At 70.2% G+C, this 12,553-nt stretch carries 12 protein-coding genes and 3 tRNA genes; 7 read left to right on the top strand and 8 right to left on the bottom strand.

The features are described from left to right. Window positions 1-2: 2 nt before the first annotated feature. Window positions 3-914: a 5'-methylthioadenosine/S-adenosylhomocysteine nucleosidase gene (locus J3P31_RS07270; protein WP_210527763.1), complete on the bottom strand. Its 912-nt coding sequence runs from the start codon at window positions 912-914 to the stop codon at window positions 3-5. A 120-nt stretch (window positions 915-1,034) separates the two neighbouring features. Between J3P31_RS07270 and J3P31_RS07265 the strand changes: the two genes are divergently transcribed. From J3P31_RS07265 to J3P31_RS07250, 4 genes are all read left to right on the top strand, one after another. Beyond that, window positions 1,035-1,109, top strand: a tRNA-Val gene (locus tag J3P31_RS07265). 15 nt (window positions 1,110-1,124) lie between these two features. Continuing rightward, complete coding sequence (locus tag J3P31_RS07260; RefSeq protein WP_210527762.1) at window positions 1,125-1,763, top strand: histidine phosphatase family protein; 639 nt, start codon at window positions 1,125-1,127, stop codon at window positions 1,761-1,763. Next, window positions 1,754-1,829: transfer RNA gene (locus J3P31_RS07255), tRNA-Val, on the top strand. The genes J3P31_RS07260 and J3P31_RS07255 overlap by 10 nt, the downstream gene beginning before the upstream one ends. 105 nt (window positions 1,830-1,934) lie before the next feature. After that, window positions 1,935-2,684 carry a glycosyltransferase family 2 protein gene (locus J3P31_RS07250; RefSeq protein WP_210527761.1) on the top strand — a complete coding sequence of 250 codons (750 nt, stop codon included), beginning with the start codon at window positions 1,935-1,937 and terminating at the stop codon, window positions 2,682-2,684. Here the strand turns inward: J3P31_RS07250 and J3P31_RS07245 are convergent. The 5 genes from J3P31_RS07245 to J3P31_RS07225 are packed head-to-tail and all read right to left on the bottom strand — an operon-like array spanning window position 2,681 to window position 7,644. Beyond that, window positions 2,681-3,562: a glycosyltransferase family 2 protein gene (locus J3P31_RS07245; RefSeq protein WP_210527760.1), complete on the bottom strand. Its 882-nt coding sequence runs from the start codon at window positions 3,560-3,562 to the stop codon at window positions 2,681-2,683. The two genes, J3P31_RS07250 and J3P31_RS07245, sit on opposite strands and share 4 nt — an antisense overlap. Further along, window positions 3,555-4,694: a glycosyltransferase gene (locus tag J3P31_RS07240; RefSeq protein WP_210527759.1), complete on the bottom strand. Its 1,140-nt coding sequence runs from the start codon at window positions 4,692-4,694 to the stop codon at window positions 3,555-3,557. Before J3P31_RS07240 ends, J3P31_RS07245 begins: the two co-directional genes overlap by 8 nt. 1 nt (window position 4,695) lies before the next feature. Then, complete coding sequence (locus J3P31_RS07235) at window positions 4,696-5,955, bottom strand: glycosyltransferase (protein ID WP_210527758.1); 1,260 nt, start codon at window positions 5,953-5,955, stop codon at window positions 4,696-4,698. A gap of 1 nt (window position 5,956) precedes the next feature. Further along, a complete protein-coding gene (locus J3P31_RS07230) occupies window positions 5,957-6,718 on the bottom strand; it encodes a hypothetical protein (protein WP_210527757.1) in 762 nt (253 codons plus the stop codon). A gap of 2 nt (window positions 6,719-6,720) precedes the next feature. Further along, on the bottom strand, window positions 6,721-7,644 hold the full coding sequence (locus J3P31_RS07225) for a glycosyltransferase family 2 protein (protein ID WP_210527756.1): 924 nt from the start codon (window positions 7,642-7,644) through the stop codon (window positions 6,721-6,723). Window positions 7,645-8,128: 484 nt separating this feature from the next. Here J3P31_RS07225 and J3P31_RS07220 point away from each other — a divergent pair, with 484 nt between their 5' ends. From J3P31_RS07220 to J3P31_RS07210, 3 genes are all read left to right on the top strand, one after another. Further along, window positions 8,129-9,232 carry a sensor histidine kinase gene (locus tag J3P31_RS07220; protein WP_210527755.1) on the top strand — a complete coding sequence of 368 codons (1,104 nt, stop codon included), beginning with the start codon at window positions 8,129-8,131 and terminating at the stop codon, window positions 9,230-9,232. A gap of 94 nt (window positions 9,233-9,326) precedes the next feature. Then, window positions 9,327-10,259, top strand: coding sequence for a pirin family protein (locus J3P31_RS07215; RefSeq protein ID WP_210527754.1), 933 nt, complete (start codon window positions 9,327-9,329; stop codon window positions 10,257-10,259). A gap of 86 nt (window positions 10,260-10,345) precedes the next feature. Continuing rightward, window positions 10,346-10,422: transfer RNA gene (locus J3P31_RS07210), tRNA-Asp, on the top strand. Window positions 10,423-10,590: 168 nt separating this feature from the next. Here the strand turns inward: J3P31_RS07210 and J3P31_RS07205 are convergent. Both J3P31_RS07205 and J3P31_RS07200 read right to left on the bottom strand, forming a co-directional pair. Next, the gene (locus J3P31_RS07205) at window positions 10,591-11,169 is read right to left on the bottom strand and encodes a putative glycolipid-binding domain-containing protein (protein WP_210527753.1); all 579 of its coding nucleotides are present in this window, start codon (window positions 11,167-11,169) and stop codon (window positions 10,591-10,593) included. Continuing rightward, window positions 11,166-12,533, bottom strand: a complete 1,368-nt coding sequence (locus J3P31_RS07200; protein WP_210527752.1) for a M20/M25/M40 family metallo-hydrolase — start codon at window positions 12,531-12,533, stop codon at window positions 11,166-11,168. The genes J3P31_RS07205 and J3P31_RS07200 overlap by 4 nt, the downstream gene beginning before the upstream one ends. Between the last annotated feature and the right edge of the window lie 20 nt (window positions 12,534-12,553).

Genomic DNA, 12,553 nt, shown 5'->3' with positions numbered 1-12,553 from the left:
GTTCAGTCGGGCAGGGCGGCCAGGAAGGCCGTCACCACGGCGGCCGAGTTCCCGGCGGCAAGGCCCATGAAGGTCGCCATCTGGTTAGCGCCCTCGCCGCCGCCCGCCAGGTCCGACAGGCTGCGGAAGGCGATGAAGGGCACGTCGTTCGCGTAGGCTACATGGGCGACGGCGGCGCTCTCCATGTCGAGCACCTGCGCGTCGAAGGTGGCGAAGACCCATTCCCGGAACTCGGCGTTGTCCACGAAGGCCTGGCCCGACACGCCGCGCCCGCCGACGACCAGCCGCGGCGGCGTCTCGAGGCAGGCTCCGTCCGGGCCGCAATCCTCGAGCGGGGTGGTCGAGGCCATGGTCCGGGCGATCTCCAGCCAAGCGGGGTCGACCTCGAACCAGGTCTTCTGCTCCACGCCGGTCCCACCTTGGCGGGTCACGCCGACGGGCTGCGGGAAGATCATGCCGTAATTCGGGATGCCGCTCGTCTCCATCCACGGGGGCAGGGCAAAGTCATCGCCGTCGGCGCGGGCGAAGACCGACTCGAGGTATTCGCTCCATTCGGCCGCCACGACCACGTCCCCGATGCTGAGCGACGGGTCCACGCCCCCCGCGATCCCCGAGAAGACGACCCCGGCGATGTCGAAATGGTCGAGCACAAGCTGGGTGTTCATCGCGGCGTTCACCATCGAGACGCCGGTCAGGAAGAGCACCACCGGCCTGCCGGACAGCTCGCCGGTCACGAACCGGACGCCGTTGATCTCGTGGTCCTGCGTGCCGGTCATCGTGGACAGGAGCGTGGTCCATTCCGGCTCGAAGGCCGACATGACCGCGATGCGCGGCGTCGGATCAAGGGGCTGGGCGAGTCCCGTTCCGGGCCCGAGGGCGAGCAGCGGCACGAGGAGGGAGGGGGAAAGTCGCATCGGTCGGATCCTTTGATGGCGTCTTGGCCGAGGGTTCCGGCTTGGCCGGGGGCCGTCAAGAAATTCGGCTCCGCGACCGCTTGCACCCGGCGAGAAAGCCCGCTAGATGGCCTCCACCGCGGGCGATTAACTCAGTGGTAGAGTGCTTCCTTCACACGGAAGAAGTCGGGGGTTCGAATCCCTCATCGCCCACCATTTACCCTCCCGAAGATGACCGATCTGCCCGAGCTTCTGCTCCTGCGCCATGGCGAGACCGAGTGGAACCTTCAGGGCCGCTTCCAGGGCGCCTTGGATTCGACCCTGACCGCTCGCGGGCGCGCCCAGGCCGAGGCCATGGGCGGCGTGCTCCGATCCCTGGGGGCCGGGCCTCTGACCCATGCGGCGCTGACCAGCCCGCAGGGACGCGCGCGCGAGACCGCGCGGATCACGCTGGAGCCGCTGGGTCTGGTCGCCCGGGACGATCCACGCCTCGTGGAGATCGGCATGGGCCTTTGGACAGGCCTGTGCCGTCAGGACATCGAGGATCGCTGGCCCGGACCTGCCGCGGAGCCCCTGTTCGACTTCTACGCGCGATGCCCCGGCGGTGAGACCTTGGCCGAGGTCGGACATCGGGCCCGCGCCGTTCTGGCCGAGCTCTCCGGCCCGACGATCATCGTGACCCATGGAATGACGCTTCGGGTTCTGTGCGCGCTGGCGCTGGGCCGTCCCCTGGAGGAGGGCGGGGCCTTTGCCATGCGGCAGGGCTCCCTGGTTCGCGTCGCCGGGGGTCGCATGGAGATCATCGCGCCCGAGCCGATGGGCTTGCCAGCCCTGGCCACTAGGGGTAACCCCTCCGCGACGGGTGGTTAGCTCAGTTGGTAGAGCGTCTCGTTTACACCGAGAATGTCGGGGGTTCGAGTCCCTCACCACCCACCATCCATCGCCCGCCGGGTTGCCGCAGGGAGGGCTTGGGCGCTCCGGGCGCCCTGGCGCGCCTCAACCTCAGGGCCGCTTCCGTGGGGCGGACCAGGACCATGCCGCATGGACGCGCCGCTCTTTTCGGTCATCATCCCGTTCCGCAACGCCGGGCAGACCTTGCCGCAGACCCTGGCCTCCCTCCGGGCGCAGTCCTTCGGGGACTGGGAGGCGATCCTGGTGAACGATGCCTCGTCCGATGACGGGATGGCCGTCGCACAGGGGCAGGCCCGGGCCGAGCCGCGCCTGAGGATCGTCGATGAGGGGCTGGACCGGCCCCGCGGGGCGGCTGCGACGCGCAACCTGGGCATCCGGCTGTCGCGGGGGCGCATCGTGGCGTTCCTGGACGCGGACGACCTATGGCGGCCGGACAAGCTCGAACGGCAGGCCCGCGCCTTTGCCGAGGGGGCGCCGATCGTCTTTTCCTCCTACCAGCGGATCGACGCCTCCGGGCAGCCCCTGGGCGTGGTTGCCGCGCCGCCTCGGGTCGGCTGGGCGGACGCCCTGGCCGGCAATCCCATCGGCTGCCTGACGGCGGCCTTCGACACCGCCCGGTTCGGACGCGCCGAGATGCCGCTCCTCCCCATGCACGAGGATTATGCCTTCTGGCTCGGGCTGCTGCGGGGGGGCGCCGTCGCGCAGGGCCTGCCCGAGGTGCTGGCGGATTATCGGGTCTCGCCCGGATCGGCGTCGTCCAACAAGGCGCGGGCCGCTGCGGCGGTGTGGCGGATCCTGGGCGACGAGGGGCTCGGCCCGGTCCGACGCTCGGTGAGCTTCGCGCGCTATGCGCTGACCGGCCTGCGGCGAAGGCTCTAGCGCCGCTCGGGCGCGACCCGGAAGATCAGGAGGCGCGCGACCTCGGCCAGTTCCACCCGCCAGAGCATCAGGCGCACCCCGCTGGCCACGAGACGCCAGCGCCAGGGTTGCGGCGCGACGGCATAGGCCGCGATCTCGCGCAAGGGCGGGGCCAGGCTGCGGAGCGTCCAGAACACCCGACGGCGCAGCGGCCCGACCGCGACCTGGCCGCCCTTGATGCGACGGGCCTTGGTGACCAGCTCCTCGCGGCTCGCACGGGCCGGATGGCCGACGACGGCCCCGGGCACATAGCGAAGCGGATAGCCCCGCGCCCGGGCGCGCCGACAGAATTCGGCGTCGCCGCCGGACAGTCGGGTCGGGTCGAAGCCGCCCAGCGCCTCGAACGCCGTCCGGGGCAGGAACAGGTTGGCCGTCGCCGCATAGCCATGGCGGATGAAGGTCTTCTGCGGGATGCCACGGACCGTGTCGAAGATCGCCCAGCGGGATGGCGCGGGGCCGGGCCGGATCTCGACGGGCCCGGCCAGAAGCTCCGGTCTGGAGGTCCGGGCGGCGAGGAGGCCGGCCAGCCAGCCCGGCTCGGGCAGGCAATCCGCGTCCGTGAAAGCCAGCCACTCGCCCTGCGCCACCGCCGCACCGGCATTCCGCGCGGCGTAGGAGCCGGGCCGGGGGGCATGCACGATCCGGGCCCGCGGGACAGGCAGGGCGGGCAGGTCCGTCGCGGGCCGCGGGACGGGCGAGTTGTCCACGAGGATCAGCTCGAAGTCACGGACGGTCTGCGCCGCGAGCCGGTCCAGGAGCAAAGGCAGGCGGTCCCAGTCGGCGAACACCGGGACGATCACGGACAGGAGCGGCGCGGGGGGCGTGGTCCGATCAGTCATCGAGCCGCGCCGCGTTCAGGTAGTCCTGGGCCACGCGGTCGGCGCCGAAGCGGAGGGCGGCCTCCTCCCGAAGGCGTGCGTCGCCGGGCTCGTCCAGGGCCGCCCGCATGGCGGCGGCCAGCGCGTCGGGCTCTCCGGGGGGCACGAGCGGAGCGACGCGGCCGCCATCCAGGATCTCGGACGGGCCCGACGGGCAGTCGGTGGACACCACGGGGCAGCCGCAGCCCAGGGCCTCCACCAGCGCTAGCGAGAACCCTTCCCAGAGCGAGGACAGCACGAACAGGTCGCAGCGGGCCAGGTAGGGCAGGGTGTCCGGCACATGGCCGGGCAGATCGACCGCCCCGTGAAGGCCGAGGTCCCGCACGAGCGCCTCGAGGGCTGCGCGCTCCTCGCCCTCGCCCAGGATCAGGAGGCGCGCGCCAGGCTTGGATCGGGTCAGGCCCGCAAAGGCCCGCAATAGCGTGGGAAAGTCCTTTTGCGCGGTGAGCCGCCCGATGCCGACGATCACCGGCTGGCCGGCGTCGCGGGCGCCGGGTGCGCGGCCCGCGAGCCAGGGATGAGGGCAGGGGGCTTGGCGGGCCTCCAGCCGCGACGCGGTCCAGACGGGATTGTCGATGACGCCGACCCGCCCTTTGGAAAGGCCGAGACGCTCCTCGAGGTCCCGGGCCACCCCGTTCGAGACCGCGATCCGGGCATCCGGCTGGCCGATGAGCCGGTCCGCGAGCCACCCGGCGACCCGATCCGCCCGGCTGGGCACCAGGGCGCGCTGGGTGGAGGTGTGGGTGTGATAGGTCCAGATCAGCCGCGTGCTGCGCCGCAGGCCCGAGCGCCAGAGGCCGACCAGCATCAGGAGGTTGACGTAGTCGCGCGCCGAGATCACGGCGGCGGGCCGGGCCTCCTGCAGGTAGGCCTGCAGCGCCGGCAGGGCGGCGCGGGCCCGTGCGCCCAGTCGGACCGGCCTCAGGCCGGGCGGCACCGCCCGCGCGCTGGATTCGTCGAGGAGCAGCAGGTCGACCGCATGCCCCCGGTTCCGCAGCGCCTCGCCCAGGTTGAGCATCACGACACCGATGCCGCCGCCGCCGATGCTGCCGGGGGCGAGGCAGATCAGCTTGCGGGAGGGATCCGGCAGCACCCTAGACGGCGCCTTGCCGGCTCATGTCGCGCAGCTCGGGCGCATGATCGCCGAAGATGATCTGCTCCCATCCGTCGATGATGATCGGCGGAGCGTAGACCGACATGCTCGCTGGCCCTTGTGCGCCGAGGCGGGCGCGGAGGGCTCCATCCCTCATCAGGCTCGCGAGCGCCGACGCGTAATTGGCGACCCGGTCACCCTCGCCCGGCACGAGCAGGCCGTTGATCTGGTCCTGCACGAGCGTGTTGACGCCGGAGCAGTCCGCAAAGCCGACGACGGGCAATCCGGCGGCCAGAGCCTCGGCCGGGGCGAGCCCGAAGCCTTCGAATTCGGCCGGATGGGCCAGGATAGCGGATCTCAGGTAGCGATCCTTGATGTCCGGCACATGGCCCATGAGGTGGGCGCTCTGGAGTTCTGAGGCTTCGATCCGGGCCGCCAGCTGGTCCTGCAGGGGACCGACCCCGAAGATCTGAAGCGACCAGTCGGGGAACTCCGGCGCCAGGCGCGACCAGGCCTCGAGAAGAAGCTCGTTGCGCTTGACCGTCGCCAGGCGGCCCACGGCCATCACGACGTTCTCGCGCGCGGCCGCCGCGATCCGTTCGGGGGGCACCGGCTCGATCGCATTCGGGATGACGCTGATGGCAGGCCGCAGATCCGGGGCGAACCAGTCGCGGTGCTCGGGCAGGAGCACGGTGATCCGGTCGAAACGGGAAAGCAGCTCCAGGCGGCGGCGGCGGTCCAGACGGCTGGAGTCCCACCGCTCGGGGTTCATGAACTCCTGTTCGGGCACGTTGTGGATCGACGCGACCCGGCGGACCGAGGGCGGGATCTTGGCCAGCGCCAGCGCCGAGATGGCGGGTGGCATGAAGGCCACCGCCACGTCCGGCTGCATGACCTGGAGATGTGCGCTGAGTTGGCGCCAGAACGAGCCGTGACGGCTGAACCAGACGAGCCGATCCAGCCCAGGCACGTCGGGCGCCCGTTCCAGCAGACTCCGCGCCCCGTCGATGCGCCGCTTGAGCCGCGACCGGTGCAGGTTCCGCAGATTGGAAAGCATGACCCCCGGAGCCAGCGGATAGAAGGGGGGCGCTCCGCGATATTCGTGGGTGATGATCTCGACCGAGTGGCCGCGGGCGGCCAGGGCGTTCGCGGTCTCGATCAGGACGCGTTCGGCGCCGCCGCTGCGTTGCGCCAGCTTCTCGACGATGAAGGCGATCCGCCGGCCCTGGCGGCTCCTGGACGTGAATGCTCGGGAGTCCATTTCAGCCGGCTTTCTTGATCGGCTCGGAACACTCCTCGTCCGTGGCGTTCAGGACCGGCCGTTCGTCGGTCATCCGGGCGTAGTCCGATTTCATGATCGCGCCGGCGATCCGCCGGGCCAGGTCGTTCCTGACCCCGTCCGGCATCGACGCGTGTCGCTGGTCGACGTGAGAGTCGAGGGACGGCGGAACCAGACCGGACGTCACGGCCTGGGCGACCATCCTTTCGGCCATGTCGTTCAGGAGGAAGTTGCGGCTCACGACCTGCTCGAGGGTGGATCCGGGCTCGACGCTCACGACCGGGGTGGCCGAAAGCTCCGCATCGGCCCCGCGACTGCGCAGGTGGCCCTGGAGCTCCCGCAGGGAGAAGATGGGATTGGCGCCCGCCGACGCGGTCAGGGCGTGCAGGATCAGGCGCGCGGGACGGCCAAGCGCCTCCATCAGGCTCGAGAGCCGGACAAGCATCTCGATCGCGGCCGCACGGTGCTCGGCGGACATCAGGCTGGGAAGGACGAGGCAGGGCGAACGGTCGTTGCCGAAATCCCGCAGAAGCGTGAGCGCCATGACCTCGAGGCGCCGGTCGCCATCGCCGGCCAGAAGGAAGTCGTGGTCGTGGTCTGCGATGCCCTTGGCCAGCCAGTTCGCGGACGGGCTGCAGGCCTGCACCCCCAGCGTGCCGACGATGGCAGAGGACGACGAGCGGATCGGGCCGAAGAACGAGGCCTCACCCGTCAGGATGTAAAGATCGAGGCTCTTGGAATGCAAAGCTATTTTCCGCCGTGAAAACGTTTCGAGATGATCCACCTGAGCGTATGGATGGCTTCGCGGGGGCTGTCGATCGCCGCCTGCACCAGATAGGCGGCCGCAACCCTCTTGTGGCCATTGGCCCGTGCGAAGCGCGCTCCGAGCCAGTTGGCCTTGAAGTGCAGCTTCGAAGCCAGCTCCGGCGGGTAGCGTCGCAGGACCGGTCGGTTCTTGGCCAGGATCAGCTTGTAGCTGTCACGCACGTCCGAGGCGGCGCGGCCGACGTCGGACTTGTAATAGCGGCAGAGCGGGCCGGCGCCCGGCGGCGTCGAAAGACGTCCGCCCGCCCTGACGAAGCTGATGAAGTAGTCGAGGTCCTGAAGGCGCGGCAGACGCTCGTCGAACCGGCCGGCGATGCGGAAGGATTCGGCGGTGCCCAGCAGAGTCCAGAGATAGGCCCGCAGCTTTGCGCCAAGCAGGATCTCTCTCAGCTGGTCGCCCGAGGTGATCTGCGCGACGCGGGTGGTCCGGCCGTACTGCCGCCAGTGGTAGTTGCAGGTGACCCACATGCGGTTGATGTCGACGCCCTGGTATTCGAGGCGGGCCAGATGCTCGAACTGCAGGGCCAGCTTCTCGGGATACCAGACGTCCTCCGCGTCGAGCCAGGCGACATGCGTCGCCTCGACGGCGTCGAGGAGCCGGTTCCGGGTCTTCGGCCGTCCGAGATTGGTTTCGTTGCGGAGCAGGAGGAGGTCGAAACCGCTGGTCCTGCGGAACTCGTCGCAGTGCTCCTTGGCCAGATTGAAATCGGCCTCCGGCGACCCATCATCCACCACGATGACGCGCAGCCGGCCCCTCCAGGTCTGGCGGGCCACCGAATCGAGCGACTGCTTGAGGCCGAGCGGGTGGCAGTAGTGCGGCATGAGCACATCGAGCGCGTAGGTCATCGGCGGGGCGCGCCTTCGGTCCGGGCGGGCTCGATCTGGATGTGTGACTGCACGAACAGGATGAGCCTCGTGAGTAGATAGGAAAGCGCAACGCCCGACATCCCGCGTCCTGTCCCCAGACGTCCGCGAAGTCCAGAGCGGTTCTTACAGCCCTCCCGGCAACGACGCAACGGGAGGCGCTTTCCCGCTCGCTCCGCCACGGCTCGGAAACCGGGCCGCCGGGCGTCCGCGCCGCGCCGGGCCAGCGCCCCGGTGAGCCGGACTGCCTCCTGGATGAGCGTGATCGCACAACGCGTAGGCAGGCCGGGACACGGGGCTGGTGAAGCCGGCCGCCTCGCCTGATCGGGTGGCTTCGGCCGGCATCCCAAGCCTGCGGCCCGGACGTGACCTCAGCGGCTCCGGTGTCCTCCGCACCCAACGAGGGCGTGAGGTCATTCCGCGAAGCGAAGAGTTGGTTTCCGGGCCAACCGTCGATATGAGGGCCGTGATTTTCGGTTCGACCCGGGGCGTGACGCAGGTGGCATTCCTGACGAAGATGGAGACCTCTCTGCCGCGCCTTCCCGGCGGCTCGGTGCTGGACCGGGTGGCCGACTGGACCATGGCGCAGCGGAGCCCGATGTTCCGCTGGGGATTTGTCGCGGTGGCGTTCGTGCTGTCGACGGCGGCGCGCTTCGCGCTGGACCCCTACCTGCCGCCGGGGTTCCCCTACCTGACGTTCTTTCCGGTCATCGCGCTGACCGCCTTCCTGACGGGCTCGCTGGCGGGGGGCGTGCTGACCGTGCTCTGCGGGTTGGTCGCATGGTATTACTTCATCCCGCCCTACAACTCGTTCGGGCTGACCTCGGCGACGGCGCTGGCGCTGCTGCTCTATGTCGTGGTGACGGCGACCGAGCTCGGGCTCATCTACCTGATGCGGCGTGCGCTGGAACGGCTGGCCTTGGCCGAATCCGCCGCGCGGGAGATGGCGCTGAGCCGCAGCCTGATGTTCGCGGAACTGCAGCACCGCGTCTCGAACAACCTGGCCGTGGTCGGGTCGCTGCTGTCCCTGCAGCGGCGCGAGGTCCGGGACCCCGGCGCGGCCCGGGCGCTGGACGAGGCTGCGGCGCGGGTCAACGTGGTGTCGCGGCTGAGCCGCCTCCTCCACGACCCGCAGGCCCAGCAGATCGACTTCGGCGCCTTCCTCCGCAGCCTGGTCCCGGACGCCGTCGCGGCGGGCGGGATCGGGGACCGCGTCAAGGTGAGCGTCCTGGCCGAGCCGGTCATCGTATCGGCCGAGATCGCAGTGCCGCTCGGGCTCGTGGCGACCGAGCTCCTGTCGAATGCGATCGAGCATGGGTTTCCGGAAGGTCGTCCGGGCACGATCCAGGTGCAGCTCCAGGCCGATCCGGACGGGCGGGCGGCGCGGCTCACGATCCGCGACGATGGGCCGGGCCTGCCGCCCGGCTTCGATCTCGACCGCCCGAGGAGCCTGGGGCTCATGATCGCGCGGCAGTTCGCGGGGCAGCTCGGCGCGGAGCTGACCATGGCGGACGAGGGCGGCGTCGTATCGCGGGTGGAGCTTCCGCTGGACGCGGCGCCGGCGGCCTGAGCCCGGACGCACGGGCCCTGTGCGGGGCCGTGGGATGGCGCGGGGCCGGACCTCCCTTATCTGAGGGACGTTCCCTGACGCGCGAGGCATTCCCATGAGCTGGAACCCGTCCCTGGATCCCGTCCTTCCCGAAGGCGCGGCGATCGACGCCATCGAGACCCTGATCATCCCGCGCGCCCGCGACCTGGGCGGCTTCGAGGTGCGTCGGGCTCTGCCGTCCGCCAAGCGGCAGATGGTCGGCCCCTTCATCTTCTTCGACGAGATGGGGCCGGCCGAGTTCCTGACCGGCAAGGGGCTGGATGTCCGCCCGCATCCCCATATCGGGCTCGCCACCGTCACCTACCTGTTCCGCGGGCGCATCCATCACCGCGATTCGCTGGGCACCAACCAGTGGATCGAGGCCGGGGCGGTCAACCTCATGACGGCGGGGCAGGGGATTACCCACTCCGAGCGCATGGACGAGGGGGCGGTGCCGCAGAGCCTTTGGGGCCTTCAGACCTGGCTGGCGCTACCTCTCGACCAGGAGGACAGGGGGCCGGCCTTCGGGCACACGGCCGCGCAGGATCTTCCGGTGCTCGAATCGGAGGGCAAGAGGGTCAGGCTGATCCTGGGCCGGGCCTGGGGCGCCGCCTCGCCGGTCGAGACCGCCTCCGAGACCTTCTACGCGGACGTGGCCCTCGAGGCGGGGGCGGCGATCCCCCTGCCGGCCGAGCAGGAGGACCGGGGCGCCTATGTCCTGGACGGCGAGCTGATCGTCGCCGGCGAATCCTTTGGCCCGGGGCGAATGCTGGTCTTCCGTCCGGGCGACGAGATCGCGTTGCGCGCCGGTCCGCAGGGCGCTCGATTCGTCATGCTGGGCGGGGCGACGATGGAGGGACCCCGGCACATCTGGTGGAATTTCGTGGCCTCCTCCAAGGAGCGGATCGAGGCCGCCAAGGAATCCTGGCGCAAGGGGGACTGGCAGAACGGGCGTTTCCAGCTTCCGCCGGGGGATGACGCAGAGTTCATTCCGCTCCCCGACAAATAGCTTCGGATATCTGCTTGACGCCGTCCGACACCCCCCTTAGAAGCCCCCTTGTCCGACGCAGACAAGACAGCGTCGGCGGCAGACGCGCGGTTGTAGCTCAGTCGGTTAGAGTACCGGCCTGTCACGCCGGGGGTCGCGGGTTCGAGCCCCGTCAACCGCGCCACTGCTGCCCTTCGGGGATCAGAAGAAGCGCCCCTTCGGGGGCGCTTTTTTCGTTTCCGGAGATCGATCACCCGGATGCTCGCCTCATGGATCGACCGTTCCAGTCATGCCATGACGTGCCGGCCTGCGTCGCTCTCGCCATGGGACCGGGCGTCGGGTCCCTTGCCCCTCAGCGTCCGGGGTCCACTCGACGGAACAGCCCCGGGTAGTCGACGACCAGACCGTCCTCGTCGACCGGCAGGTCGGCCGCGAAGGTCCCGTCGACGGCCTCGAAGCGATAAAGCCGGGAGGGTTCGATGCAGCGGTAGCGCTGGAGGTCGAGCACCGGTTCGAAGTCGTCGAAGGGCACGAACAGGACCTTCAGCTCGACGGGGCCGTCCTCGGGGGCGAGCGCCAGTCGGCGGATCGGAAGCGTGTTGGTGAAGGGAGAGCCGGCCAAGTCGATGTCGAGGCAGCCCTCGAAGGCCGGAAGCGGGTGGCCGTCCCCATCCGTCCAGGACCCTTGCTCGTCCGAGCGCAGGCGGAGCAGTCGGCCATCCGTCGTCCAGAGGTCGAGCGACACCACCTGCCATGCAGCGTCGCAGGCGATGGCATAATGAACCCCGTAAGGGGGGCCGCCCCGGGCCCCGACGACAACGCCCCGGGCCATCACGGCGTCCGGCCCGGGGCGCAGGCTCAGGTGTTCGAGCCCTTCGCCCTCCTCGGGACGCCAGCGGACGTCGCGGGGGACGGGGGCCCGAAAGGTCATGCCAGGGCCGCGAGGATGCGAGCCCAGCTCCGGATGCCCTTGTGGAAGCTGCGGACGTCGTACTTCTCGTTGGGCGAATGGATCAGGTCGTCATCCATCGCGTAGCCGATCAGCATCGAGTCCATGCCAAGGATGGTCTTGAAATAGCCCGCGATCGGGATCGAGCCGCCGGACCCCGTGAAGGCGGCGGGGCGTGGCCATTCCTCGGACAGCGCGGCGCGCGCCTTTTCGAAGGCCGGGTCGGCGGTGGACATCACGCTGGCCGGAGAGGCGCCGTGGCCATGGAACTCGACCTGGCAGTCCGCGGGGACCATGGCGCGGACCATCTCGCGGAACGATTCGCGGATCCTGAGCGGGTCCTGCTGGCCCACGAGCCGGAAGCTGACCTTGGCCGTCGCCTTCGAGGGCAGCACCGTCTTGAAGCCATCGCCGGCATAGCCGCCCGAGATGCCGTTGAACTCGCAGGTGGGCCGCGCCCAGATCGATTCGAGCACGCCGCGCCCCGCCTCGCCGGCCGGAACCGACAGGCCCACGTCGCGCAGGAAGCCGGCCTCGTCGAAGCCCAGGCCGTCCCACTGGGCGCGAAGCCCGGGCGTGATCTCCGGCACGCCGTCGTAGAAGCCGGGGACGGTCACCCGGCCGTTCCCGTCGTGGAGGCTCGACAGGATGCGGGTGAGGACCCGGATCGGGTTGATCGCCGCCCCGCCATACATGCCCGAGTGGAGGTCCATGCGCGGCCCGGTGATCGTCACCTCCTCGCCCAGCAGGCCCCGGAGCATCGTCGTGATCGCGGGCGTGTCCCGGTCGAAGAGGTCGGTGTCGCAGATGAGCGCGAGGTCCGCCGTCAGGAGGTCGCGGTTGGCCTCCATGAAGGGGCGCAGCGAGGGCGAGCCCGACTCCTCCTCGCCTTCGAAGAACAGCGTGATGCGCGCGGGAAGCCTGTGGTGGACGGCGATCCAGGCGCGGCAGGCCTCGACGAAGGTCATGAGCTGCCCCTTGTCGTCCGAGGCGCCGCGCCCCCGGATCACCGGGCCGTTCGAGGTTTCCTCCACCTCGGGCAGGAAGGGCGGGCGGTTCCAGAGGTGCAGAGGATCGACCGGCTGCACGTCGTAGTGCCCGTAGAACAGGAGATGCCGCTCGCCGTCGCCGCCCTTGCCGACGACCATCGGACGTCCCTCGGTCGGGTGCTTGGCGGCCTGGAACCCCATGTCGGTCAGGTCCTGCACGAGCCAGTCCGCCGCGGCCTCGCAGTCCGGCGCGTGCACGCGGTCCGTGGAGATCGACGGGATGCGCAGCAGCGCAAGGAGCCGCTGGATCGCCTGGGGCATGTCGGCGTCGATGCGGGCGAGGACGGGGTCGAGCATGAAGGAACTCCGGTCAGGAT

The sequence above is a fragment of the Rubellimicrobium arenae genome (genome assembly GCF_017916275.1).
GTDB classification, from domain to species: domain Bacteria; phylum Pseudomonadota; class Alphaproteobacteria; order Rhodobacterales; family Rhodobacteraceae; genus Rubellimicrobium; species Rubellimicrobium arenae.
Note: the sequence above shows the minus strand (reverse complement) of the source record. Positions and strands in the feature narration are given on the sequence as shown.

Coding starts and splice junctions, on each gene's coding strand:
- J3P31_RS07270 (WP_210527763.1), bottom strand. CDS start 914: ATGCGACTTTCCCCCTCCCTCCTCGTGCCGCTGCTCGCCCTCGGGCCC.
- J3P31_RS07260 (WP_210527762.1), top strand. CDS start 1,125: ATGACCGATCTGCCCGAGCTTCTGCTCCTGCGCCATGGCGAGACCGAG.
- J3P31_RS07250 (WP_210527761.1), top strand. CDS start 1,935: ATGGACGCGCCGCTCTTTTCGGTCATCATCCCGTTCCGCAACGCCGGG.
- J3P31_RS07245 (WP_210527760.1), bottom strand. CDS start 3,562: ATGACTGATCGGACCACGCCCCCCGCGCCGCTCCTGTCCGTGATCGTC.
- J3P31_RS07235 (WP_210527758.1), bottom strand. CDS start 5,955: ATGGACTCCCGAGCATTCACGTCCAGGAGCCGCCAGGGCCGGCGGATC.
- J3P31_RS07225 (WP_210527756.1), bottom strand. CDS start 7,644: ATGACCTACGCGCTCGATGTGCTCATGCCGCACTACTGCCACCCGCTC.
- J3P31_RS07215 (WP_210527754.1), top strand. CDS start 9,327: ATGAGCTGGAACCCGTCCCTGGATCCCGTCCTTCCCGAAGGCGCGGCG.
- J3P31_RS07205 (WP_210527753.1), bottom strand. CDS start 11,169: ATGACCTTTCGGGCCCCCGTCCCCCGCGACGTCCGCTGGCGTCCCGAG.
- J3P31_RS07200 (WP_210527752.1), bottom strand. CDS start 12,533: ATGCTCGACCCCGTCCTCGCCCGCATCGACGCCGACATGCCCCAGGCG.